Source organism: Colwellia sp. SU-HH01172 (assembly GCF_057553355.1).
This window is the reverse complement of record NZ_BAAJMB010000004.1, coordinates 158,304-183,080: the sequence shown is the minus strand read 5'-3', so window position 1 is coordinate 183,080 and position 24,777 is coordinate 158,304. Positions and strand designations below refer to the sequence as shown.

20 protein-coding genes are annotated in these 24,777 nt (G+C 39.0%); 8 read left to right on the top strand and 12 right to left on the bottom strand.

The features are described from left to right. Nucleotides 1–32: 32 nt before the first annotated feature. The 8 genes from lpoB to AC27JP_RS12200 form a co-directional block, all read right to left on the bottom strand. Nucleotides 33–635 (bottom strand): penicillin-binding protein activator LpoB, encoded by a 603-nt coding sequence (gene lpoB, locus AC27JP_RS12235; protein WP_487115454.1) that lies wholly within the window; start codon nucleotides 633–635, stop codon nucleotides 33–35. A gap of 18 nt (nucleotides 636–653) precedes the next feature. After that, the gene (locus AC27JP_RS12230) at nucleotides 654–1,130 is read right to left on the bottom strand and encodes a YcfL family putative periplasmic lipoprotein (RefSeq protein WP_487115453.1); all 477 of its coding nucleotides are present in this window, start codon (nucleotides 1,128–1,130) and stop codon (nucleotides 654–656) included. A gap of 58 nt (nucleotides 1,131–1,188) precedes the next feature. Continuing rightward, on the bottom strand, nucleotides 1,189–2,631 hold the full coding sequence (locus tag AC27JP_RS12225) for a COG3014 family protein (RefSeq protein ID WP_487115451.1): 1,443 nt from the start codon (nucleotides 2,629–2,631) through the stop codon (nucleotides 1,189–1,191). A gap of 254 nt (nucleotides 2,632–2,885) precedes the next feature. Further along, the gene (locus AC27JP_RS12220; RefSeq protein WP_487115450.1) at nucleotides 2,886–3,677 is read right to left on the bottom strand and encodes an HvfC/BufC family peptide modification chaperone; all 792 of its coding nucleotides are present in this window, start codon (nucleotides 3,675–3,677) and stop codon (nucleotides 2,886–2,888) included. Nucleotides 3,678–3,767: 90 nt separating this feature from the next. Continuing rightward, on the bottom strand, nucleotides 3,768–4,649 hold the full coding sequence (gene bufB / locus AC27JP_RS12215) for an MNIO family bufferin maturase (protein ID WP_487115970.1): 882 nt from the start codon (nucleotides 4,647–4,649) through the stop codon (nucleotides 3,768–3,770). Nucleotides 4,650–4,665: 16 nt separating this feature from the next. Next, nucleotides 4,666–5,136, bottom strand: a complete 471-nt coding sequence (gene bufA2, locus AC27JP_RS12210) for a BufA2 family periplasmic bufferin-type metallophore (protein WP_487115448.1) — start codon at nucleotides 5,134–5,136, stop codon at nucleotides 4,666–4,668. A 46-nt stretch (nucleotides 5,137–5,182) separates the two neighbouring features. Continuing rightward, entirely contained in the window at nucleotides 5,183–5,785 is a 603-nt protein-coding gene (locus AC27JP_RS12205; RefSeq protein WP_487115446.1) for an HvfX family Cu-binding RiPP maturation protein, read from the bottom strand. Between the two features lie 543 nt (nucleotides 5,786–6,328). Next, the gene (locus tag AC27JP_RS12200) at nucleotides 6,329–6,685 is read right to left on the bottom strand and encodes a DUF2750 domain-containing protein (protein WP_487115444.1); all 357 of its coding nucleotides are present in this window, start codon (nucleotides 6,683–6,685) and stop codon (nucleotides 6,329–6,331) included. A 274-nt stretch (nucleotides 6,686–6,959) separates the two neighbouring features. Between AC27JP_RS12200 and AC27JP_RS12195 the strand changes: the two genes are divergently transcribed. The 4 genes from AC27JP_RS12195 to AC27JP_RS12180 all read left to right on the top strand — a co-directional run bounded on the left by AC27JP_RS12195 (nucleotide 6,960) and on the right by AC27JP_RS12180 (nucleotide 12,692). Beyond that, nucleotides 6,960–9,608: a TonB-dependent receptor gene (locus tag AC27JP_RS12195; RefSeq protein ID WP_487115442.1), complete on the top strand. Its 2,649-nt coding sequence runs from the start codon at nucleotides 6,960–6,962 to the stop codon at nucleotides 9,606–9,608. Between the two features lie 459 nt (nucleotides 9,609–10,067). Next, a complete protein-coding gene (locus AC27JP_RS12190) occupies nucleotides 10,068–10,727 on the top strand; it encodes a PEP-CTERM sorting domain-containing protein (protein WP_487115440.1) in 660 nt (219 codons plus the stop codon). Nucleotides 10,728–10,906: 179 nt separating this feature from the next. Then, nucleotides 10,907–12,067, top strand: a complete 1,161-nt coding sequence (locus AC27JP_RS12185; RefSeq protein ID WP_487115438.1) for a GNAT family N-acetyltransferase — start codon at nucleotides 10,907–10,909, stop codon at nucleotides 12,065–12,067. A 31-nt stretch (nucleotides 12,068–12,098) separates the two neighbouring features. Beyond that, nucleotides 12,099–12,692: a DUF938 domain-containing protein gene (locus AC27JP_RS12180; protein WP_487115436.1), complete on the top strand. Its 594-nt coding sequence runs from the start codon at nucleotides 12,099–12,101 to the stop codon at nucleotides 12,690–12,692. 94 nt (nucleotides 12,693–12,786) lie between these two features. Here AC27JP_RS12180 and AC27JP_RS12175 read toward each other — a convergent pair whose 3' ends face one another. Then, complete coding sequence (locus AC27JP_RS12175; protein ID WP_487115434.1) at nucleotides 12,787–12,960, bottom strand: hypothetical protein; 174 nt, start codon at nucleotides 12,958–12,960, stop codon at nucleotides 12,787–12,789. Between the two features lie 23 nt (nucleotides 12,961–12,983). Further along, the gene (locus tag AC27JP_RS12170; protein WP_487115432.1) at nucleotides 12,984–13,661 is read right to left on the bottom strand and encodes an alpha/beta hydrolase; all 678 of its coding nucleotides are present in this window, start codon (nucleotides 13,659–13,661) and stop codon (nucleotides 12,984–12,986) included. 204 nt (nucleotides 13,662–13,865) lie between these two features. On the opposite strand from AC27JP_RS12170, the gene AC27JP_RS12165 reads away from it, so the two are divergent. The 4 genes from AC27JP_RS12165 to AC27JP_RS12150 all read left to right on the top strand — a co-directional run bounded on the left by AC27JP_RS12165 (nucleotide 13,866) and on the right by AC27JP_RS12150 (nucleotide 18,328). After that, nucleotides 13,866–15,014 (top strand): c-type cytochrome, encoded by a 1,149-nt coding sequence (locus tag AC27JP_RS12165; protein WP_487115430.1) that lies wholly within the window; start codon nucleotides 13,866–13,868, stop codon nucleotides 15,012–15,014. An 80-nt stretch (nucleotides 15,015–15,094) separates the two neighbouring features. Further along, a complete protein-coding gene (locus AC27JP_RS12160; protein WP_487115429.1) occupies nucleotides 15,095–17,785 on the top strand; it encodes an intermembrane phospholipid transport YdbH family protein in 2,691 nt (896 codons plus the stop codon). A 9-nt stretch (nucleotides 17,786–17,794) separates the two neighbouring features. Further along, complete coding sequence (locus tag AC27JP_RS12155) at nucleotides 17,795–17,977, top strand: YnbE family lipoprotein (protein WP_487115427.1); 183 nt, start codon at nucleotides 17,795–17,797, stop codon at nucleotides 17,975–17,977. A 9-nt stretch (nucleotides 17,978–17,986) separates the two neighbouring features. Beyond that, on the top strand, nucleotides 17,987–18,328 hold the full coding sequence (locus AC27JP_RS12150; RefSeq protein WP_487115425.1) for a YdbL family probable chaperone protein: 342 nt from the start codon (nucleotides 17,987–17,989) through the stop codon (nucleotides 18,326–18,328). A gap of 148 nt (nucleotides 18,329–18,476) precedes the next feature. On the opposite strand, the gene AC27JP_RS12145 is transcribed toward AC27JP_RS12150, so the two are convergent. Together AC27JP_RS12145 and AC27JP_RS12140 are read right to left on the bottom strand one after the other, a co-directional pair. Then, the gene (locus AC27JP_RS12145; protein ID WP_487115424.1) at nucleotides 18,477–20,495 is read right to left on the bottom strand and encodes a multiheme c-type cytochrome; all 2,019 of its coding nucleotides are present in this window, start codon (nucleotides 20,493–20,495) and stop codon (nucleotides 18,477–18,479) included. After that, nucleotides 20,492–24,250 carry a CRTAC1 family protein gene (locus AC27JP_RS12140; protein WP_487115422.1) on the bottom strand — a complete coding sequence of 1,253 codons (3,759 nt, stop codon included), beginning with the start codon at nucleotides 24,248–24,250 and terminating at the stop codon, nucleotides 20,492–20,494. The genes AC27JP_RS12145 and AC27JP_RS12140 overlap by 4 nt, the downstream gene beginning before the upstream one ends. Nucleotides 24,251–24,777 lie beyond the last annotated feature (527 nt).

Below are 24,777 nucleotides of genomic sequence, written 5' to 3'. Positions count from 1 at the left end.
TTTAGCCAGCCTCTTTTGACGCTAGCTAAAACTTACCAACCAACTGATTCTTTCGCTTTTGTTTTACGAATTTCTGTTTCGTCTGCCCATTCAACCAAGCCACTTTCAAGGTCCATTAAACGTAAGGTAAATTTATAGTAAACATCTGACTTATCTTGATTACTTTTTACGATACTCGATAAGTTACCGTACAACATATATTGTGCGCCGATTTGACGACCAAACTGTAAGGCTTTGTTTGGATCAACCATACCACCTTCCTGTTGGAATTTAAGTTGCGCACGCGCAGCTTCTACTCGGCCCATATCAACAAAACGAAATTTTCCTGAACGTAACAATTTAGTTGAAATAGAGTCGGTAATTGACTCGGTATCAATGTGCTCACTGGTTTTGTTTTTCAAACGTTCAACAAACATTACTGGGCGTTTATTTTGCGTTAAAGTGCCCACCACTGGCGAAAGTAGTAATGAATCGGTCATTTCAGCGGCAACTTTTTGCAAATCAGTTGAACCAAAGTTAATGTCTGTGGTTTCAACGGCCGTAGCGTCACCATAACGCACTACAGATTTGTTAGCACAACCAACGGCAAGCGTTAGTGTTAAGCCTAGGGTAGTTATCAGTGCTAATTTATTCATAATTCTTTTCCTTAACTATTAATATTCGTATGCTTTTTCAGGTATTTCACGAACATAAATATTAAACGTACTAACATTTATATTTGGTGCTAAACCTCGTAATGTGGTTGACTGTAGCCCATGTAAGTCTAGAGGCTTCCATGACGTTTTTCTTGATTCGATAACAAAGCCATCACTATCAAACCAGTTAAAATGATATTGCAGTTTTTGTGATTTTTCGTAGCGGCTGATCAGTTCTAAGTTCACTTCTAGCAAACCATTGTTTTTACGTGATTTCACGTCACTTATATATAAACGCTCTGCAAGTTCATCGTTATGTATTTCAAGGTGCTTATTGAAATCATCACCTTGAGTCATCGGGCTTGTGCCTGTGCCTGAGGTCACAGGAGGTTTATTATTGGCGCAGCCGACAATGACAAAAGCGCTAAGTAATATCACGCCTAAGCTCGATATAAGCTTATTCTTTGTTCTTTTCGGGTTGTAGCTAGTTAACATAATTCCTCCTGACTGCTTCGTTGTTCGATCATTATTTGATCAAGAAATTTTCATTTACTTATAAATTAATACTTTGATAACCGGTATAGTTACCGATAGCAGAAAAATTTATTAAGGTTATTCTGTTTGCTTGCACGTTTACTTCAATATTTTGCATTTTCCCATGCACTTGTACTTGCAATACTTGTTGGCCAGCAGGTACATTCATTCGCACAATATCAACTTCATCCGCCAGTGTTGACCAACTTCGAGTGTCTGCTCGTTCAGAAGCAATGTTATATATACTGGCTAATATATTGCCAACATCACCCGCTTCACGGTTCAATTTTTGTCGCATTTGCTCTTTGGCAACAACTCGAACAACTTGCCGCGTTAATAACGCCGGTAATTGGTCTTGTAAATCTTTTGCCGCTAACGATTGAATGCGAACAATTTCATTTGACTGATATACTTTCCCGTTATGGCTCACCATTAAATTGCTATGCTGCGGCAACGCACCACGGTAAACAGGTAAAGAGAAACTAAAAAACTTTAAACCTCGATTGCTACGACCTACCGGTAAATTTAAGCCAACATCTTGTTTGCTATTAACAATATCTTGTTCAACTAGCATAACCACTTGGCCATGACTATTAGCACCCGATGACTGATACTCGCCAAAGCGTTGCTGAAAATTATCTAAATCGTCTTGCATGTCCAGCTCAGTTGCTAAGCGTAAAACATCCTGTTGCAAGTAATGGTTCTCTGGATATATTTCTATCGCTCGCTTGTAGTCAATATATGCATCATTTAACTCACCACTGGCTTCATACAAAATACCGGAAAGATAAAAAGTAAAAGCGTTTTGAAAACCATTTTTAACTTCGCCAATACTCTCGGCCATACTCGAGTACGTGCTATCCAAACTGTCGGTACTCATACCTGAATTATAAAGCTCATTTTGTGCTTTATAAATTTCATCTTGATACGCTTTCAAGGCATTTTCTTGCACCAAATTCGCACGACGAATTTCGACTAACGCACCTTCTAAGTCATGCTGAAATAGATAATTTAACGCTTGATAACTATGTAACATGCCCTGCTCGTAATAAGGTACTTGATAAGAAATAACATTATCATTACTTACTACGGCACCAAGTTTTTCGATACCTTTACTGATTTGAATTTTCGCTTTATTACGTTGTTGTTCAATCTCAGCATAGGCTTGAGCAAAGGTTTTTTGGCTCGCTTGCCAATCAGCAGCTAAAAATTGTAATCGCCCCTTTTCCAGTAAATTCAGTACATAACTATTATTGCTAGTCGCTCGCTCGCCTAATATATTTTGTGCTTTAACAAAGTCGCCTTGGCGCTGCGCTGCTTTTACCGGCTTCATTTGGCTACTATAACCTTGAAAGAGATCAGCAAATTGTAGTGATGCACAGCCTGACAACGCAAAAAATGAAAGAGCAACAATAATGTGCTTAGAAAAATACTTGCTCATATACAATAAATTGATTTCCATAAAGTTTGCTAGCGCTATTGTTAATGAACGCTATGATAAAATACTTAAAGTAATTCACTGTCATGAAAGTTAAATTAAGGTAAATTTTTATCCGCTTCGACTATCTATAAAGTATAGATATTATAGACGACTAGCAATAAATACTTTGTTGGGAAAATGTAAGAAAAGCGTAAGAAAGCTTAGGTGTAGCGTTTTTTTAACCCGCAAGGCTTGTGCGGTTTCAACAACTTCTAACGGAAAGTACCGACAAGTTATCAACGACTCGCCAATATGCCGTCATCTATCCAGGTCAACAAATAATTCAACGCCAATTGACTCACATCTTCCTCAGGTGTTTGAGATAACAAGGCATCGCATAAATCAGCAAAGTTTTGCCCTTGTAGTATCATATTGATCAAACCCTGCTCTTGCTGAGATATTGATCTGAACTGAGTTAGGCGCTCTTTATTACGCCACAATAACCAAGTACTCATCAATTGTGTAGCGGGCGCAGGCGCTTGCTCTTGCTTTAGTGCCTGCCAAGTTTCAACGGTATTAAAGTTGAAGTGAGTAAGTTGTACACTGGGATGAAATCGAAAAACCAAATCAGGCCACTGTTCATGAGGAATTTCCAATAGTAACTCGCGAGTAAAACGATCGCTGTCTGCAGCGTCAAATGCCACCATTAATAAACGTTCAAAATGCGCCAGTTCGGCAATTAAGGGGTAATCACTAAACGGGGTATGGTTGGCAAGAAATTTCGGTAATAAGTCAGCAAAATTGCGTAATGAGGTATTATTAGACGGGTAAGCTTTGATATAACCGTCAACCATTTGATCAAACAAGTCATCTCCTAAATACAAGCCTAACAATTGATGGTCGTTATCTATGGTTTCTTTCAAGCGCATTTGATAAGCATTTTTATAGATATGCAAGCGAGCATCACGGCTAATGCCACCGTGTTCTTCAACTTGCTGCGCTATATTTGGCTCACGATCGCTTAATTCATCATTGATCAAATAATTCATCATTTGTTGCTGCAATGCCTGCAGTGAAATTTCACTCACGTTATTTTATTCTCTACTTATCATTTTAAGAGTAACTTGATTGCCGATTTAACAGCCAACAATAATTTAGGTCATTCACCTTGCTGGAAATTATCTTGCTCGCGACGGAATTGTTCCCAAGGTTTCTGTTGCAATCGCTCTTGCTGTATCAACTTCTGCTAATAATTCAGCCAAAGGTGGAATATTGTCATCACGTTCAATCATGGTACTTATCCAACCGAAACGCTGTAATGCTTGTTGATAAAGCTGCCAAACAGGATCTGCTACTGGGTGGTCATGAGTATCAATAACATAATCACCATAGTCACTATGTCCTGCTAAGTGAAATTGTTTCACTTTTTCCTTAGCAATACCATTAAGATAATCTTGCGGCTTAAAATCATGATTACGAGCGCTGACATAAATATTATTGATATCGAGTAATATTTCACAACCAGAGCGACCAGCCACTTCATTGAAGAACTGCCATTCGGTCATTTCAGAGTTTTTATAGGTTAAATAACTCGATACATTTTCCAGCAATATTGGTCGACCTAAAAACTCTTGCACTTGTTCAATACGCTGGCAAACATGCGTTAAGGCTTCTTCGTTATAAGGCAATGGCAGTAAGTCATGACTATTTTTTTCATGAGCACCGGTCCAACATAAATGATCTGAAATCCATTCAGGTTGCAACTCATTGGTCAGCACTTTCAACTTACGTAAATAATCAAAATTAAGCGGGTCTGTTGAGCCTATCGACAAAGATACGCCATGCATCACCATCGGATAGTGTTCGCGAATGTTATGTAAATAATGCTTGGGTTTGCCGCCGTCAACCATAAAGTTCTCAGAAACCACTTCAAACCAGTCAATCGCTGGCTTGTTATCAAGAACATCTTGAAAGTGTTCAGTTCTCAGCCCTAAACCAAAACCTAAAAAATGATCCGGAACCTCGCTATTAGAAAAGGAGAGCGAATGCTCTCCTTTCATATTCTCTACAGTTTGCTTATTCGCCAACTGTGCCTCCAACATCGTCACAAGTTTGTGCGGCAAGAGCAACAAAGCCATGACCTTTACACGAAGCTTGACCTTTACAGGCATTCTCAGCGGTTTTACAGTCATTGTGACCTTTACATACGTTAACACCGTAACAATGCGTTAATTCAGCCGTGTTTACTTCACCGCGCCAGTCATCTTTTACTGTGCCGCCAATGTCAGCACAGGTTTTTGTCGACATAGCAACAAAGCCATGACCTTTACAAGACGCTTGGCCTTTACAGGCATTTTCAGCGGTTTTACAGTCATTGTGACCATTACATTTGTTCACGCCGTAACAATGTGCCATTTCAGCAATATTATTATTAGCTGCAGCGGTTTTACTTGATGATTCAGCAGAAACGGCTGAGCAGCCCATTAATCCTGCGACAGCCAATGCAACTGCTGCACCTTGAAATTTAGTTTTAGTGTTTTGATTCATTATATTCTCCGATAGTTCTATTGTGTTGTTTTGTTATTAGCTCGTATTATGCATCTGGCATGACTTTACGCTTAAACCAGTAGTCAAGGCTGACATAGCGACCACCACCGATAAAAAATAATACCAATAGCATAATGAAATATGTTGCTGCGAACTCAATGCCATTATTTAAAATAGTAATGTTGCCACTACTGGTCAGCCATTCGTAATTACCATGCTCTTGTAAGATAGAAATAATGATCTCTTTTTTCTCAACAGTGGCTTGCACACGTTCATTGGCAAATGGCGCATTCGCGTCTGCAATCGCTTGCCAACCATATTGTCCGTGAACCGATGTCATGGCGATGAACATAGTAAACATCATAGGAATCGCCATTAAACGCACACCAAAACCCAACAATAATGCAATAGCGCCAATGACTTCAGCACCTATGGCTAAAATGGCGAGAAGAAAGGGAAACGGTAAACCTAAGCCCCAGTCATCATTACCAAACCACTGTACAATATTGTCAAAGCCTTCAATTTTATTAGTGCCTGCCATCCAAAAAATCGGCACTAAATACAAACGCAGTAATAACGGCGCCAAAAAATCCAATTTTTTCGTTGAGTTTAATAAGCCATAACCCTTTTCCAATATTGCTTTCACCATGTTTATTCCTGTCATTCTTAAGCGTTAAATTTAACTGTAGTTGAAATTATCCAATGTCTAAATAATTAATTTCACTGAATAGTTTTGCTAACTGCCTAATTTGACCTGAGAAGTTGGCGAGTCATTTCACCTTCATTGACAAAAATCACCAGCGCAAACAAGAATAAATATAATTTGAAATATAAACCGGTTTTAACGGTTCACAGAAAACAGAGCTTAAAATCCGAGCATAAACATTTGAGGGAATAGAAACAAAGTACCAATATAAGGCATTGGTTTTAAATAAGAATAAAGGAACGTAGAATATAATGGCCGTGAGAAAAGATAAAAGCAGAGTATTGCTGAAGTAACTTAAAAATAAATAAAATAAGTTGTTAGAAATATAAAAATTAATTTAATTTTTTTTGACTAATAGTTGTTTAGCCGTTTTATACACTGGAAAATTATCTACTTTGCTAAAGTAAAATGAATCTAGGCCTTAAGAAAAAGGCTTAGACTCATTTTTTAATAGTAGATTTTCACTAGGACAGGCAGCTATCCCAATTATAACGTTTCTATCTCGGCCAATGCTTGGGTAAAATCAGGCAATTCCAATTCAAGACAGTCTTCATTTTCTTGCCAGTTAAGACCGATAATAACACCATCTTCGAGTAAGTCTTCTACCCAAAACTCCATCCATTCCGCAACACTAATAGCCGCAGGAATATAATCAGCCCATTCTTCAACACAATGTTTTTTCGCTAAAGCTTCCGTTGACCAAAGCGGCATAACTTCCGTATTTTCAAAATTAACCGAGTCAAGAACAACCCAGTCTTCACTCGCTTTATCTTGCAATGCCCAAAGAATTTGCGTGTCTTTAACCTGACCAATAAAGGTGCTCAGTGTATTTGCTGTCGACATGATTTCAATTTACCTTAAATGTTTTATCGCTATTATACGGTGGCAATTGCTATTACTCAACGCAGCGAAAACCAACATTAACAAATACTCGCGTATGCTTATATTGATTCTGGCTGTGGTTAATTTAACCAGTCTATTTAATAGTTTGTTTCAAATCAATAAAAGACAATTAACCTTATAAATCAATAGCAAGTGCGACATTATGTCGCAGTAAACAATTGAACTTTTCAGATATAGTTGCGGCAATTATTATTTGTTGTCAAAGAGCTTCTCCATGTTACTGAAAAAATCTTACCTAAGTGTTTGCTGCTCAATCGCTTTTATCCCAGCTTTCAACGTCAATGCCGACATAGTAGATACCCAAACTACCGAACGCATTGAAATCACCGGCTCACGTATTAAGCAAGTTGATCTTGAATCAGCTAGCCCAGTTACCGTTATTGATGCTGCACAAATTGCCTTTTCTGGTATTTCTAGTGTTGAAGAGTTATTGCAAGAGATGACGGCTGCTGCAGGCCCTGCAGGTAACGCAACCAACGCTTATTGGACCAGTAATGGTTATGCGACAGCACAAATAAACTTACGCGGACTTGGTATTAAACGTACCTTAGTATTACTAAATGGTCGCCGCATTGTTGCTGGTGGTACTGGGGCAAACGATAGCCCTGATCTGAATATGATCCCAGTTAACTTGATCAAACGTATTGAAGTACTAAAAGATGGTGCCTCAGCAATTTATGGCGCTGATGCTATCGCCGGTGTGGTTAACATTATTACTAAAGATGACTTTTCCGGTGCGCAACTAACCATGAAAGCAGGCGCAAGCGATAAAGGCGATGCAGAGAACCAAGAAATAAACTTAACTTTAGGTAGCGACTTTGACCGCGGTAATATGGTGGTTAATGTTAATTATGTAAATGTTGGCAGTGCCTTACAATCAGAGCGTAACCCCTGCCCACTAACCGAAGTTGATGGCAAACTTGAATGTTTCTATTCCGGCTCAACAGTTGGTGGCCGTGCAACGCTAGCTGACGGTAGTGAAGTACAATTTAATCAAAACCCAATGGGCGACGGTAATAGTTATTCAACTTACAGCAATAGTGAACATGGTTATAACTGGTTTGAATCTTTAAATTCATATAGTCCAATGCAACGCTTTAATATTGCAGGCTTAGTTAACTATGATATTAATGATGATGTGCAGTTAAGTACTGAACTTATTTATGCAAATCGTCGTTCAAGCCAAATTGTTACGCCAAGAGGCTTTGCAAGAGTCAATGTTGCCAGTGATTTTATCTATAATCCAACAGGCCAAGATTTAGTCTTAAAAAACCGCCGTAATGTCGAAGTTGATAACCCTGAATTCTTTCAAGAAACCAATACCTTGCAAACAAGCTTTATGCTTAACGGCGAGTTGGCTAACGATTGGCAATGGCAACTAAGCTATAGTTACGGCAGAAACACGGGTACTGACGGCTGGAGTTATGACTTTAATGATGCTCGCGTGGCACAAACCATAGACAGCTCAGTTTGTAGTACAGAGCCTAGTGCTGCAATTCCATGTGGTGACTACTTTGGTGTTGGTGAGCTTTCGCAAGAAGTTATTGATTATGTCACTTACCAACGTGAAGGCACTGGCGGCAACGAATTACGCGCCTGGGCCGGTCAACTAACCGGTGATTTAATCGAGCTTGATGCTGGAACCTTAGCTTTTGCAGCCGGCATTGAACAACGTGACGAAAAAGGCTGGCGTAAACCCGACACCATTGCGCAACAAAATGGTGATGAAGATGCCATTTCTGGCTCATATCAAGTAAAAGAAGCTTATATTGAATTTGCTGTGCCATTGGCGCGCAATACTGCTTGGGCAGAAAATTTAGCTGCTGACGTCGCACTACGTTATTCAGATTATTCTACCTTTGATTCTGATACAACATATAAGCTTGGGCTTACTTGGCGTATAAACGACGCTTTTATGCTCAGAGGTGTGCGCTCTTCGGCATTTAGAACACCAACTATTACAGAATTATTCGGCGGTACAAACACGGAAAACCTTATTACGGTAGATCCTTGCGCTGGTGCCACAGGCACGATTAAAGATAATTGTCTTGCTGCTGGCGTTCCGGTTGATTTTGTGCAAGATGGTTCAACCGTTAAAACCAGTGTTGGTGGCAACCCAGATGTTGGTCCAGAACGAGCAAGCACCCTAACATTAGGTGCTGTGTGGCAAAGCCCATATGCTGATGACCTAGCCGTTACGCTAGATTATTTCGATATTGAAATTGACAATGCGATTAATTCAGTGGCAGGTTCAAACATGCTACGTTTATGTTATTCAGACCCAATTGCTTATGCTGAATACTGCGATAATATTGTTCGTGATGAAAATACCCATCAGGTAATTGAAATTGAGAAACGTCCAATGAACGCAGCTAAGGAAAAAGTTGCCGGGATTGATGTTAACTTAAAATACAAAACAGAATACAACGGCTATCAGCTGTCACTAAACTGGGATGTAACACGTTTGTTAACCCACGAAAACACAGCTTTTGATGGCGCAGAAACTGAAGTGCTGTTAGGTAAAATCACCGCTGATCGCGGTAGCTTTGCGAAATGGAAAAGTAATATTCAAGCATCGCTAGCAACGCAAGATTGGAAGTTTAATTATAGCATTCGTTATATTGGCAAAGCTGATGATGAAAATGTTGGCGGTCCTATCGGCAGTTCAGTACCGAGTATTTTCTATCACGATATTCAAGCCAGCTATGCTATGTCTGATGATTTAATTTTTTCGGCCGGCATTGACAATCTATTCGATAAACAACCTCCGTATTTAACTTCATGGAATGATGCTAATACCGACGTATTTACCTATGATACTGTTGGTCGCAGAGGTTATGTGAAAGCTAATTATTATTTTTAATAACTTAGCTTACCTAATAAGAAAAGCCACAGAGCCTTGACCTGTGGCTTTGACATATCCAACCTGAACTCGGGATAATGAGAATGAAAAATATAACTATTTCAAATCATTACCAACATTCAATCTAAAGTAGTGGTATTTATGTCTAGTTCAGGTTATTTAATACGGCTTGAACTTTATTTTCAATTACTAACAATTAAACTATTTTCACATTGCATATCGCAATAGCATTGTTGCAAAATGCGAATACCAGCAAATTTTATTGCATTTTGCAGTGAACTATCCCCTACTTTAAAAGAATATTTCTGTTCAAAAACTTAAAATACACAAAAACAAAAACCAAATAAAACAAAAGACTAGATAAAAATCCGAGCCAACCTTCGAGTCAAATTTCACTAAGAAATAATCTTGGTATACATGCTGCTATTTCTAAGTATCAGTAAAGGTGAGGATATTAAGATGAAATACTTTAATAAAACAATCGCATTGGTATTACTAACTTTGACAACAACGGCGAGTGGTAATTTGATAACACTTAACAATAACACTCAAGTTCAACCTTTATCATTAGATGAAAATTTCACTGAATTCTATGATTACGACAGTATGTGTCATCGTTGGTCTTCAAATACTGGCTTAGAAATAAATGACGGTATTGTGATGTTTTTTGCAGAGCATAATAATAACTTGGCATTATTTACCTTACTTGATAAACCCGGAGAAGGTGATGGTGGCCGCGCTAAAATGAACTTTAACAACATGCATGAGCATGGCAACATTCTATTTATGGATGATCCAAATGACAGATTATTAGCAAATGGAATTAACTGGCGCTGGAATTCGGCTAAAAACGACGGCATGATCTATCAATTATTTGATATGCAAAACTTTGATATTGATATCAGTTTCAGCAATTTATCAGGTTTAGCTAACGGAATTACCTTCTTGTCATTTGACCAACCATTGGCTGCAAATGCTCTTTTAACAAGCAATAATTCACCGCGTACGATTGATATGCAATCATCATTTTCAGCACAAAGCCAAGTACCAGAGCCAACATCAATTGCGCTATTCGGCATTGCGTTAGTAGGCTTAGCCTTAAGAGCAAGAGCGGCTTAAAAGTATAAACAGCTTCAGTTCCCAGCCTTCAGTAGATATTGTACATTGCGCAGTACCTACTGTTTTTTATTGGTAGCGCAATAATTAACGATGAAATATTAGCAGTGTTAATTAATACTCAAAAACCATAAACTTCTGTTAAGCTGCAACTAATATCACCGAAAGTAACAAAATCACCATTGAAAATTGACATTGTAGATAGCATTAGCAAAATTCAAAAGAAAGACTGGCAACGGCTCAATAGTCAATCATCTTTGTTTTCAAATCATCAATTTTTCCAATGTTTAGAAAGTAGTGGCTCGGTATCGGCCCAACAAGGTTGGCAACCTCATCACTTGCAATTAAGTAGCTGTAATAATGATAAAAATGCAGATGAGGTTGACGCTATACTGCCAATGTATATTAAATCTCACTCTTGGGGAGAATATGTTTTTGATTGGGCCTGGGCTGATGCATTTCAACATCACAATGTTCCCTACTATCCTAAACTCGTAGCTACCGTCCCTTTCACTCCCGTAACAACTAATAAGTTATTATCCCAAAAAATATCGCTTAGTGACTTGTTTCCTTATTTAAATCAGCATTGCCAGCAATCGGCACTAAATAGTTGGCATTTACTGTATTGTCAGGCTTCAAATGACGCCGCACAGCAATCATCACATCACATCGCTGAAAATGTCTATCAACGTAATACCGTGCAGTTTCACTGGCTTAATTATAATTACCGAGACTTTGATGACTTTTTATCACGTTTTACTGCCAGAAAAAGAAAAAACACCCGTAAAGAACGCCTTACTATTGCTCAGCAAGGCATTAAAATTAGGCATGTTAAAGGTGGTGATATTAGTGAAAAAGAATTGGAATTTTTTTACTTAACCTACCAACTCACTTATTTGAAGCGTGGCCACACGCCACACCTAACATTTCAATTCTTTCAATCCGTCATTAAGCAGTTGCCAGAGAATGTACTCTTGATCATCGCCAGCTGTAATGATGAAGACGTAGCCTGTGCCTGGTTTTTCTATGATAACAATAGTTTATATGGTCGATATTGGGGTTGCACTCAATCTTATAACAATCTACATTTTGAATTATGTTATTACCAAGGCATAGAATTTTGTATTGAAAATAACTTACGTTTATTTCACCCGGGCACACAAGGCGAACATAAAATACAGCGCGGCTTTGAACCTAAGTTAACCACGTCGTATCATTGGATCAAACATGCAGAATTTAGACCTGCGATTAAAGCCTTTTGTCTACAAGAGCAACAACAAATGCAAAATTATCAACAGCAGTGTCAGCAACTTTTGCCTTTTAAATTACCCCAAGCAAATTAATCTGATAAATCAAAAAAAAGAGCAACCTAACATGAACAAACCCTATTCACAGGCCTGCGAAAATAATAAAACCTTTATTTTGTCTATTCTAGCGCACAGTTTTCAAAGTAATAAAACCGTACTAGAAATTGGCTCGGGCACCGGACAACATGCGGTACATTTTGCTGAGAATATGCCATGGTTGTCTTGGCAAACCAGTGACGTTATTGAAAATCACCAGGGTATTAGCCAATGGCTAAATGCATCTCCTGCAAGTAACCTAATTGCTCCCATCGTGCTTGATTTAAATAACCCTTGGCCAATGACACAAGTTGATGCTATTTATACCGCCAATACCTTACACATTGTCAGTTGGCCGTTAGTACAAGCGTTTTTTCAGGGTGTATCTCAACACTTAGCCACTGGCGGTAAATGTTGTATTTACGGACCATTTAATTATCAGGGAAAATTTACCAGTGAAAGTAACGCAAGTTTCGATTTATGGTTAAAAGAGCGCGATAGTGACAGCGGTATTCGCGATATTGAGGCGATACTAGAATTGGCAGAAAAAGCGGGATTATCGTTAGAAACTGATCATGAGATGCCGGCTAATAACCGCCTGTTGGTATTCAAAAAACTTAACTAAGCGCTGAGTCATAAAATAGAAAAATGCGCTAGTCGATAAACTAGCGCATTTTCAGGTAATATATTCGGCTGCACTTAAACTCAAACGAACTAAATTACTCGTCAATAACTTTTACTGACACCTCAATAGCTTTAGCACTGCCAGCTACCCACTTCTGTAAATAGACGCTGCCTAATACTTCGGCTTTTCCAGGCTCAGGTGATTCTTTAAATCGAATACTGTTTTTATTTTCTTTTTCGAAAATTAATTTAACTTTCACTTCTGACATTAACTTGCCCCCAAAGAATTTGTTTACGCCAGCTTTAATTGCGCAACTAACCAAGTGGCAATATCACGAACCTGAGTTGGGTGAACATTGTGCGCCATCGGGTAAGTTTGCCATTTAACCGGATAGTTTTCAGCTTTCAATAATTTGTTAGCCATTTTACCTGCGCTTAACGGCACAACATCATCATTATCGCCATGTTGTTGTAAAATAGCGGTTTGACTATTGGCGGCACTTAACTGCTCAGGCAGTGCATCGGCATTAGGTAAGTAGCAAGACAAGGCCATAATACCAGCTAGCTTTTCAGGGTAACGTAAGCCAGTAAACATGGCCACTACGCCGCCTTGGCTAAAGCCTGCTAAAACGATATTACTGGCAGCAATACCACTGTCAATTTGCTCTTTGATCAAAGCTTTCACTTTAACTTCAGATTCTAATACACCAGCCATATCAGCACGGTTATGTAAGTCCATACTTTTAATGTCATACCATGAACGCATCACATAGCCTTGGTTAATCGTAACCGCTTGCTGTGGCGCGTGTGGAAAGATAAATTTTACTGGATGATTTTTGGGTAAATTAAGTTCTGGTACTATCGGTGCGAAACCATCACCTGAGTCACCCAAACCATGAAGCCAAATCACACAGGCTGTTGCGGGTACGTTAGGTTCAATGGTAATACGATCTAGTGGAGCAGTAGACATGCGTCCCTCTTAAGTTTAAGGTTTTCAAATGGTCGCTATCATAACGTTTCACACAATCCTGATACAAGCCGATTTATCAATAATCATCTCTTATGCATCGTAAAAAATTAAATGAAAAAAACTTCCGTTAAGTATTTAATTGTTACTAGTCTTTTCAATTACCTATTAAAGATTGACGATAATCATTAAGCCCAATATGGTGTCATGAACATCCCGCTAAAAACGACAAAGCATATGTATAAACAACAATTTATCAGCGTAAAGAAATCGGGAATAGTAAGCTTGTTTTTGGTTTTACTGCTACCTAACTTGTCTATTGCACAAGATCACGATCGTAGCACCATCCCACCGCCACGAAAATTAACGGCCGAACAGTCTAAAGTTGCCGCCGCCAATTACCAAAAATACTGCTCACTTTGCCATGGCGAAAACCGCGAAGGCCACGCTAATGATCATGCACCATCATTGCGCAGTAAAAGTTTAATGGAGTCTGGCGTCGCCCATCAAATATTGCGCCCAATGTCATACGGTAGAAAAGGTACGGCTATGGGTGGCTACTTAGATGAAGTTGGAGGGCCAATGACGTTAGATGAAACTTGGGACCTAACCTATTGGCTATTTGAAATGTCAGGTGTTGAGCGGTTGAAGTTTTCTACCAAACCAGTGCAAGGTGACATTAAACAAGGAGAAAAAGTTTATCAGCAACACTGTAGCTCATGTCATGGAGAAAAAGGCCAAGGCGTTTCCGCCCCAGCTTTAGCGAATCAGTCGGCATTAGCACATAATACTGATGAATTTATTCGTCATGCCATAGAAAATGGCCGACAAGACACACCAATGAAAGCTTTCAAAGATATTTTATCTCAAGATGAAATAAACAGCATTACCGCCTTTTTACGTAGTAAGTCACTAGGCTGGAAAGAAGAACGAACTATACTTAAGGAACTGCCGACACCTGAGCAGTACGTTATCAATAAAGGCGGCCAAGACCCAAACTTTACGCTGCAAGACGGCATGTACGTTTCATCAGCACATTTACATCAAGCATTGCAAGCAAAGAAAAGAATGGTGCTACTCGATACCCGCGTACCGTCAGTTTGGCAAACTGCTCATATTGAAGGCTCAATTCCATTTCCTTATTATGCTGACCTTGACGAAACCGTTGCCGGTATTCCAAAAGATGTCCAAATTATTGCCTACTGTTCTTGCCCCCGAGCCGCTGCTGATTACACCATAAAAAAATTGAGAAGACGTGGCTATACGCGCACCGCTGTTTTATGGGAAGGTATATTCGGCTGGATGAATTTAGGTTACCCTGTCATGCGCGGCGATATTGAAGGGGTCGCCAACTAATTTATCTGAGTATTTTATCCTAATCAGCATAAGCTTTACCCTTGCCTAACGGGCAAGGGCTATTTGGCAAGGGAGCCTAAGTGCGTTTTATTAAATTTCTTTCAATGCTAGTTATCGCCATTTTCACTATTATGGCCATCACATATAGTGCCCGTATTTCAGTTATAAATAGCTTTGCCAGTGAACAACTGAAGTCTCTCGATATTGAAATTAATTGTTTAGATATTAGCCTAACAAGTAACATGAGCGTTCTTGTTGATAAACTCTGTTTTAAAAGCCCTAAAGCCAATATTGAAATCCTTGATATGGCCGTAATGTGGCAATATTCATCAGGAATTAACCTAACAGATATTGATATTAGCCAAGTTAAGGTTTTCGGGACTGCGCCTTTATTTGCGCATAACAATAATCAACCTAAAAATAAGCAAAACAACAATAAAACTGTTAGCCAAGTATTGTCCAGTACGCTAAGGCCATTAATTCAACAAATTAAACAGTTTCAGCTGCCGATAAAAATCAATATTGCTGAGATTTTTTATGTACCTTTTACAGCTAAAGCTCAAGCGGAAACGTCTAGCGGTTCAGACCAGCAGACAGTCACTTATACCGCACGTTTCTCAGCATTAGATAACGTTTTTTCATTTTCGTTACGGGACAGCGAAGCCATAGAATTTATTACCGCTAAATTAAGTAAAAGCAGAAACCAACAAGCTTTCTCTATCGCCTTTTCAAGTAAAATGCAGCAATTGCAACACTTCGCCAATGTTCATCAACTTCCTGTTACTGCTGAGTTGCAAAACACTTTGCGTGCTATTGACATATCCGGCGGTATAAACACCTTAATTGAATACCAAGCTGACTCAGTCAATGTCAAAACTAAAATAACAGATCTTCTACTAACTTCTGAAGATGGCATCGGCGATAGTGGTGCCTTTACCCTGCAAGGCACATTAAATTTCAAAAGCCAATTGCCGTTATTGCCTAAGGATATTATCAGTACCAATAAAACGAAAACAAGTGATGAAAAAGATGCCGAATTAGCGTTAACATTTATTGAAAAAAATGTCCTGTCGCTGGAATATAGTCAGGCTCAGCTGATTACTATGTTAGAAAAAAGCAAAATCTCTCCAACAGTGATATCGCTAATAAAAGATAACCCACTAACCTTGCTAAACGTCGAATTACCGAACAATACACGCTTTGCTTTTAACAATGAGCAGCTCAATCTTAGTAATATTGAAATTATTGCCAGTGGCGATCAGCGAGTTCATCAGGCAGAACTTAATACCGTTAGCCTTGCTTTAGCCACCAGTCATTCAAAAACAAAAAATTCTGCCAATCAATTAGGCGATACCTTAAACATTGACCATTTTGTGCTTGATAGCCAAGTTAAATTGGCAGAGTTAAGCAAATTGACCACAGCACCTGTTACCTTGCATTTAGCAGGTTCATTAGCAAGAGTTAGCAAACATACAACCCTCAATTTAACAGAAAATTCTGCAATCACTGCCAGTAAGATATTACTGACAAAGCAAAATAGCCGTGGGGGGAAAAACGGGAAAAAAGTAATTTCGACAAAAGCAGGGAAAACAAAGAGACAAGCGTTATTAAGTTTAAATACGCTACGGACAATGTTACACGGCAATATTCAACTGCAGCCAGACAATACGCTTAGCCTGAATTTGAAAACCCACAGCCAGGCTGCACAGCTACATATGCCAAAAACACTGCAAATAAATTCATTTGATCTTATTAGTGAAATTAAAGGTGATCTCGATGACATTCAAATGAATGCCACCACAAGTGCTGACGGCATTAATCTTGGCAGTATTATTATTTCAGGCCCTGCCCTTGCACCTAAGCTACAAGTCGCAGCAAACGCTTTACAACTAACCGACTTATTGTCATTGAATATACAACTCCCCACTAAAATTGAGCTTATCGACGGCTTGCTGGATTACAGTGTATCGGGTCAATTAACTGACTTAAATAATATTGAAAGCACACCTTTTAACGTCTCTGTCGCTGTCACATCAGCCAGTGGTGATATCGATGGCATTTGGCTGCAAGAATTAAATTGGCAGCAACATTTCACCGTACTTGCCGGTAAAATTGCCACTAAGCCGAATAGCGAAGAGAACTTAACCGTTGAGCTAATTGAAACCCCAACGCCAATATCAAAACTTTCAATTAACACTAATTGGACTTTTAATAAAAGCTTTGCATTTTCAGCCAGCAAACTTAAAGCAGATGTTTTAGGCGGTAGTTTTTCCATTCCAAAAATTCAATGGCCTTTTGAACATGGCCATTCAGTTGACGTTCAGCTTGAAAGTATAGACTTAGAACAAGTACTAGCATTAGACAAAAAGCAAGGTATTGTGGTGACTGGTGACATCTCAGGACAACTTCCCGTTACATTTGATGGTGAAAAATATACTATTGATAATGGTGAGCTACACAACATTAGCAATGGCCTAATACAGGTAATTGATAACCCAGCAGTGGCTGAGTTAAAAGCCAGTAATACGCAATTGCAACTAGCGTTTGATGCGCTGCAAAACTTGCACTATCATCAATTGTCTTCTGCGGTTTCTATGGCAGACGACGGATACATGCTTTTAGAGACGGTAATAAAAGGCCGTAATCCCGATATCGATAACGATGTTAATCTGAATTTGAAATTAAGTTATGACTTGCTTGGTTTGCTTGAGTCTTTGTCAATAACCCAACGTTTTGAAGAAAATATTATTAAAGGTTTACAAAAAAACTAAGGAGTAAGTATGGGTAAAATACTAACCACAGTGTTAGCTATTTTTATAATAACCGGCTGTACACATAAAGTAGAAGTGAGTGCAAAAGAGCCGATCACGATTAATTTAAACTTAAAAATTGATCATGAAATAAAAGTAAAAGTAGATAAAGAACTCGATGACATATTTAGTGACGAAAGCGACGTATTTTAGGGAGCTATGATGAATAACTTAACGAACAGATTTGTAAAAAAACTAACCTTCGCACTTTTAGTGTCAACACTGGCTTTTTCAGCTTGGGCTATCTCACTTAGCGATGCAAAAACACAAGGACTCGTGGGTGAAATGCCCAACGGCTATTTAGGGGTAGTGGTTGAAAGTGTGGAAGCAAAAAGCTTAGTGGCCAGTGTTAATAAAAAGCGCAAAAGCATTTATATGAACTTGGCGCGCAAGAACAAAATCACCATGCAGCAAGTTACCGCTTTAGCGGGTGAGAAAGCCTTAGCTAAAACCCAATCAGGCCATTTTATCCAAAATGCTGCCGGTCAATGGGTTAAAAAATAATTTCATTTTTTTGCTAAAACTAGCACTTACTAACTAAGTATGAAAAATGAGAGTTACGCGTTTAGATTAAGTTATAAAGCTTAATTTGAAACAAGAAAAGTAACTCTCATTTTACCCTACCATTACAATACTTAGCCGACACTCGCTATTATTGATAATTATCTGTAGCTTCTATTTGTGTTCTCACCGGAATCGTTAAAAATGCTCTAGCCATATCAACTATTGGTAACGCTTGATATTCTTCTTGCAACGCCCACTTAGCGTATCGAGTATTAAACTTTCGGTATTTGACTACTGCCGATACGGAAATCGGGCCTTTCACCCAATAAGGTAGTACAAATTGATAATCAACCACGTCGGATTCCCCGGCTTTAATAACATTCATTGAGCTTTTTCCAACCATATTAAACAAATCATGTTGCCAAACATGGTTACCTTTTCGATCGACAGGAATAGAACGATATTGATAGGCGTCATGGTCGAGAATACCTTGTTTATTAACATTACCATTGCTATATATTTCAATTCCCTCAGCATCAACAACGCTCAGTTCAATCCATACTTGGTTAATATCAACCGTGCCTCCGGGAAAATTGTGGCCTACTCCGGTATTGGAAACGATGACTTTAAGCTGGGCAGTTTCTCCCCGATAATAATAATGTGGCTGTATCGATATGGCGCGCAAGCTTTCATTCAATCGCATGGCACTTTCTGTCGCCTTCTTTCGGGCGGGTGGATCGATAGTGATCTGTACTTTATTGGCTTGCAAAAAATCCTTCGTCAGTTGTAAATGTTTTTTATCACCATTTAGCGTCGGTAGCATAGTATTTGCGGCAATAAAACGGTGATCACGCACCATACTCTCAGAATTTGCCGAAGGATCATCAGCCGGTACTAAAGGCATGTGACAATCTTGGCAACGCTGTTTCTTACTTGCAGCAAATTTGGGGTCGTCACCACCAGAGAATGGGCTGCCAAGCCAAGCTGAGTATTCGTCCTGCATTTGAATCCAACCCCAATCATTGACGTCACGATCAATAAATTGCGCATGACAGCTGGCACAATAACTTGAATCAGAAATTATCGGCGCGTTCATGTCTTTTCTATGCTGCTGAGGAGACAAACGTATCAAATATAAATTCAATTGTTTCAATAGTAGATTATCAGATGTTTCAAACAGGTAAGGACTAGGAATTGACATATGATAGCTGGCAACCCCTTTAGTATTAACAATGTCACTAATGCCATGACATGACTGACAGTTTACTCCTTCTCTATTGGCAATACTGTCATCAACGCCACCATGAGTACCTCCTTCAGAAAGCTCACCGCTTAACAAAGCTAACGGAGCATGACAACCTTCACAGTAACGAGTAGCCGCTATTCCTTTCTTTTGTGCCAGCAGCGTCACATTGGTTTCATAGCTTTTATCAGACGCAGCCTGACGATGGGCTGAGGCTTGCCACTGCATCGCGATATCAGCGTGACAGATTGCACACTTGTCAGAATTATTAAGTGCTTTTATATCAATGAACTTTTGCTGCTCGGTCGTGGTTAGGCTGGGCTTAAAAGGGTGTGGGCCGTAGCTGTATTGATAATCTTCAACTGCCGGTAATTCGCTGTAGGCTTGGTTAGTATATAAATCGGTAAAATATAATATAGCGGTAAAACTTAGTGCCCCGACAATGGTAACAGTGAATGCTGCCGGGAGCTTAGTTAACGTTTTATAGTAACCGTCTGGCTTATTTTTTCGATGTTTAGGTAACGAAAAACGGTGCAGTAATATGTGCATGACAACAAATAAAGTGACAATTATTGCGGCATTCAGGTGTAGAGATTGACGAGCTAGTTGGCTCTCTAATTGTCCCTGCCACATCATTTGCAAGCCGGTGTAAACAGATGTCGCTAACGCCGCTAACAAAGGTATTCCGGTTAAGAACATGCCTAAACGCCGAACCCCGTGCGTATGCATGACATGAAAAAATAGATAAGGAAAGAGCGTGAGAAACAGTAAGACGCCGAATAAAATATGCAGTAAATTGACTATTTGCCATAGGCTACTGTGAGCTGCAAAAAAGTAATGGCTAAAACCTGTGCCGATCAGCACCAATAAAAAGCTGTGTAGCCAGTGGCCAATAGCAGACTCTGGACGCCCTGAAATTCTCATGGTTGTACACTCGTAATTAAAGCTTGGCTTTTCAACGTATCTTCGGCTAAGAAATGAGTCAGTAACTGTTGCTCATCAAGATTGATATTTGCTGAGTTTATCAGTTTATCAATATCTACTTGCTGGCTTAAGTACCCATAACCACCCTGCGTTAACCATTGCCTAACAATACCTGGCTGACCTTTTTTTATCAGATTGACTAGCCAATTGGTGCTATAAACATCCCGTTGAAAATTTCGATAAGCCCAATACGTTGCTATCGAGTCTGAAAACTGTTTTGAGGTAAAAAATACCGCAGATATAAGCTTCCATTTAGTTGGCGTAAGTAAATCTGTTGCCACCACTGATGCTAACTTCTCAGTAATGTGCTGCTGTTCCGCGACAGACTCCACTGCATATTGCTTTTTAAAGCTCGTTTTTATCGCTTTGATAGTGCTATTATTGACCAATGAAATAAGCTGGCAGGTTTTAAGTGATAGTCGGATATTATTATTGAGATCTGGTATTTCCAAGCCATCGAACTTATCGGCAAAAGAACCTAAACAATGTTGAAATAAATTCATTTCTTGTTCAAAAGTTAAACTCAACTCCATTGGCAAATTAACTAATCGTTGCATCATACGTTTTTGATAATTGTCAGACGTACGGGGAAAATAAGGCAAAAGGTTCAATAACTCTTGATGTGATAATTTATCTAAGATAGTTAAGATGCGTTGTTCAGGGTAATCAATAGTCTCGAAGAGCCAGTTACTGGAAAACTTCGTTAGGTTTGGGCTCCAATATAATTGCTCCAACTCACTACGGTGTTTACTAATCGTTTTACTATTAAGTTTTGATATTAAACTAATGGCCAAGTTCTTTATCTGCTCATCATGACTAAATAGCCATCGCCAAACAGGGACATTAGCGAGCAACTTTTTTTGCTGTGCGTTTAGGTAGGCAAGCTGCATAATCTTACTATCGATATTTTCGATATTTTCGATATTTTCGATATTTTTGATAACAATATTTTCTGCCGCCAGTTGTTGCCACTTTAACAGTTGCCCTGCCGAAGCAACAATGGCGTCATTCGCTTCGTTTAAGGTAAGCAAGCTAGCAAAAATTAGTTTACCTCGGGCTTTATCCTCTATTTGAGATGTTATTAAGCTATCGAGGTTCGCATCATTAAGTCTCAACAATGCAATAATGCTTTGTTGAATAATCGTTACCTCATCGCTATTTTGTAATAATTGCCTGATAGGTAATATCGCACTGCCTTGTCTTATTTTCCCTAAGGCGTTGAGCAAAGCAGGTGTCAGTTCATCATCGGTTGTAGGAGATGAATAAGTTGCCGCTCTGCCCTTTAATGATCTAGCATTATTTTTTTTCTCTAGTAACGCTAATAATGCCAACGCAGCATTAGGATGCTCTGAAGCTGCCAGCGACTGGGCTGCACAAATAGCGTTGCGGGTTTTATGTTCAAGGCTTTGCTCAATCAGCGTAGCTTGTTTTTGTGCGCTAACGGAATTAGTGCTATGAGCACGATGCTCAATGAAATCGACAGATTCTAATATCCGCAGTAAATGAGGAATTGCTCGATATTTTGATCTCAATACGGCCTCTTCTTCATCAAACCAAGTTAAAAAAACTTGTGCGACGTCACACGCTAAAAGTGTGTTATTAGCCAGCAGCGTCAGCAAGTGTTGACTACTTTGTTCCTGTTCAAGCTCAGTGATGGCGTGAAAAGCGGCTTGTTGTAATACAGTAGATGACTGTTCCAACAAAAAGAGGTAAAAAGGCAGGAGCTTAGCGTGTGGTGACGTGGTAATTATATGTGCTAACAGTTTGCGCTCAGGCTCAGAGATATTAGCAAAAACACTGAGTAAATGGCGATGCTCATCAATACCGTAAGCATGAGTTGCAAAATACTTAACCAACGTATCAACACTTCTTATTTCCTGATATTGACGATGTTCTTTGCTATCTGTTAACGATACTTCTCGGTTTGTTGGCAATGATAAAGGTTGCCATGATTGATCAACAAACTGATAAAAATTATTACTAGTCAGTTTTTGTTGAGCAAGTATATCACCTGATGGTGACCGTATATTTACTCTGACTTCTGCAAGCTGACCTAAGCCAAAATGCCAACGTGGGTCGTTATTGCCAAATAAGGCTTGCTGATGGCCGACCGGTCGACTGACAGTGTTGCTCCCCGCGCTAAGCTCAACCGTATGGCCAGTGAATACCAACCTAGACGGAATGGTTAGCGACAACCAATGGTTATTTTTCTCGCTGACATTTTGTAATAGCTGCGGAAAGTCATTATTATTGACGAATAATATGTCTTGTAAGCCATCGTTATTAAAATCAAGATTAATGACGCTACGTGACGAAGTAGCAACAGCTTTTGTACAAGGGGCTCTTTGATAAATGCCAGTTTGCTCTCCGTTAGCAATAAGGCATTGATTTTTTTGCGCTCCAGTCATTTTTTTTGCAAAGTTATCGGGCACAATTTTGCCCGTAGCAAAAACCAAGTCGGCAAAGCCATCATTATTAAAGTCCGATTGATTGCTCGACCAAACCGTTTGAAATAATTGCTGATTGCTATTTATCCCTAACTCCCAACTGACATCCTTCAAGTTGGCCGGTTGATGCCAGTTATGTAGAGCAATTTTAGCTTCTCCTTGGCCACGATTAATAACAAGTAAAGGCTCTTTATTAAATATCTCCTGACCGATAGTGGCAAAATAACTGTTTTGACTAGAAAGTGACGTTTTCCAGTCTGGGTTTTCAGTAAATCCCCCCTCTTTTTGTTGTATTAAATTTCTAATGGGCTGGTTTGATAAGTTAAACAACAACAAATCTTGTCTTGCATCGTTATTGATATCTATAGGAAGCGCAGAGACACTGCGCTCGTTTAAAAGTCCTAAACCGAACTCTTTGGTCGCATCTCGAAAAGTAAAATCACCTTGGTTTAATAAAAGTTGATTGGCGCTGCCGTCAAAGGCTGCTGCGTCAAACTGACGTCCGTGCTGCTCGCTAAAGCCAGTTGCATTTTCCAATTTTTTGATATTTTTACTGTAGGTCAAAAACTGACTAAAATAGACATCGGGCAGGTCATCATTGTTAAAGTCAGCAACACTTATATGATTGCTCCAACCTTTGCTTGCGATATCTGTAAATTCAGCAATCGCTTTAAAGTGAAATAAGCCCATATTTCGATACAAATAGCTGCCATTTGTGCTAGAAATGATCACATCGGGTAAATTGTCTTTATTGACATCAACAACAGCACAACCTGTGGTAGAGCCCGATATATTTATACCGCTATTTACGGTCTGCTCATTAAATTGTCCATCAATATTTCGATATAAAACCACCGGCTGATGTTTGTGCCACCAAGCCTTTTCACCATAAAATCGCGTTTGACCACCTCCGGTTGCAAAAAGCAAATCGACCCAGCCATCATTATCAAAATCAGCAGCACAAGCGCCGCCGGAAAAACTGTCTTTTATATCAGAAATTTTTCCGGTATGTTGCAGGTGGCTATGTCGTATTCCTGCCAAAAAGGTTACTTCTCGAAACTGCACCGGTGTAGTCTGAGATTGTTGCTTAAAAGACACTCCCACGGGAAAAGGCTCACTATTCATAGCAAACTTATTCAGCACAGAAAAAAGCAATGAATTAGGTAACGATAATAAAACCACAAACAAAGCAAGCAATAGCACGATTAACAATTGCAAAGAATGTCGTAATGTAAGTTTTATATTCATTATTTGTTGTAATTGATGAACTTAACCTAAAGCATAGCGTAAAAAATAAAAAAAAATTAAGTCAATGAATTACCTTATTTACGAGTAATAAATACTTAGCAGCTAGGTAGCCCTTGTGATAAATGTTTGACGCTAGTCAGAAAGTATTTTGCCACACGCAACTGTAAACAAAAATTGCCAACTTGTTCGACTGTAATATCGGTGATTACCCTTAGTAGCGGCTCATTATTACCGCGGTAATATTTTAATAACCTTAATTATTTTAAGTAATAACCATATAGATAAAATGTTGCATAAAAGTTAAGCTTGGCTAATAAATGAATATGTCCTTCTTCTAAAGTAACCGATAAACCACTTTAAAAACAAAAACTTAAACGCCGCATGTATAATCCTAAGTTTTTTGAAATAATTTTGTTAATTTCTTGAAATATATTTGGCAATGGACTAAACCTAAGTTTGAAACTCAAAAAAATCTAATAAACCGCTCTAAAGAGATGTTTGAATGCTTGGACTAATGGGAATAGGTA

Coding starts and splice junctions, on each gene's coding strand:
- AC27JP_RS12225 (WP_487115451.1), bottom strand. CDS start 2,631: ATGGAAATCAATTTATTGTATATGAGCAAGTATTTTTCTAAGCACATT.
- AC27JP_RS12230 (WP_487115453.1), bottom strand. CDS start 1,130: ATGTTAACTAGCTACAACCCGAAAAGAACAAAGAATAAGCTTATATCG.
- AC27JP_RS12200 (WP_487115444.1), bottom strand. CDS start 6,685: ATGTCGACAGCAAATACACTGAGCACCTTTATTGGTCAGGTTAAAGAC.
- AC27JP_RS12145 (WP_487115424.1), bottom strand. CDS start 20,495: ATGAGAATTTCAGGGCGTCCAGAGTCTGCTATTGGCCACTGGCTACAC.
- AC27JP_RS12155 (WP_487115427.1), top strand. CDS start 17,795: ATGGGTAAAATACTAACCACAGTGTTAGCTATTTTTATAATAACCGGC.
- AC27JP_RS12165 (WP_487115430.1), top strand. CDS start 13,866: ATGAACATCCCGCTAAAAACGACAAAGCATATGTATAAACAACAATTT.
- bufA2 (WP_487115448.1), bottom strand. CDS start 5,136: ATGAATCAAAACACTAAAACTAAATTTCAAGGTGCAGCAGTTGCATTG.
- AC27JP_RS12180 (WP_487115436.1), top strand. CDS start 12,099: ATGAACAAACCCTATTCACAGGCCTGCGAAAATAATAAAACCTTTATT.
- AC27JP_RS12170 (WP_487115432.1), bottom strand. CDS start 13,661: ATGTCTACTGCTCCACTAGATCGTATTACCATTGAACCTAACGTACCC.
- bufB (WP_487115970.1), bottom strand. CDS start 4,649: ATGAAAGGAGAGCATTCGCTCTCCTTTTCTAATAGCGAGGTTCCGGAT.
- AC27JP_RS12175 (WP_487115434.1), bottom strand. CDS start 12,960: ATGTCAGAAGTGAAAGTTAAATTAATTTTCGAAAAAGAAAATAAAAAC.
- lpoB (WP_487115454.1), bottom strand. CDS start 635: ATGAATAAATTAGCACTGATAACTACCCTAGGCTTAACACTAACGCTT.
- AC27JP_RS12195 (WP_487115442.1), top strand. CDS start 6,960: ATGTTACTGAAAAAATCTTACCTAAGTGTTTGCTGCTCAATCGCTTTT.
- AC27JP_RS12205 (WP_487115446.1), bottom strand. CDS start 5,785: ATGGTGAAAGCAATATTGGAAAAGGGTTATGGCTTATTAAACTCAACG.
- AC27JP_RS12150 (WP_487115425.1), top strand. CDS start 17,987: ATGAATAACTTAACGAACAGATTTGTAAAAAAACTAACCTTCGCACTT.
- AC27JP_RS12190 (WP_487115440.1), top strand. CDS start 10,068: ATGAAATACTTTAATAAAACAATCGCATTGGTATTACTAACTTTGACA.
- AC27JP_RS12140 (WP_487115422.1), bottom strand. CDS start 24,250: ATGAATATAAAACTTACATTACGACATTCTTTGCAATTGTTAATCGTG.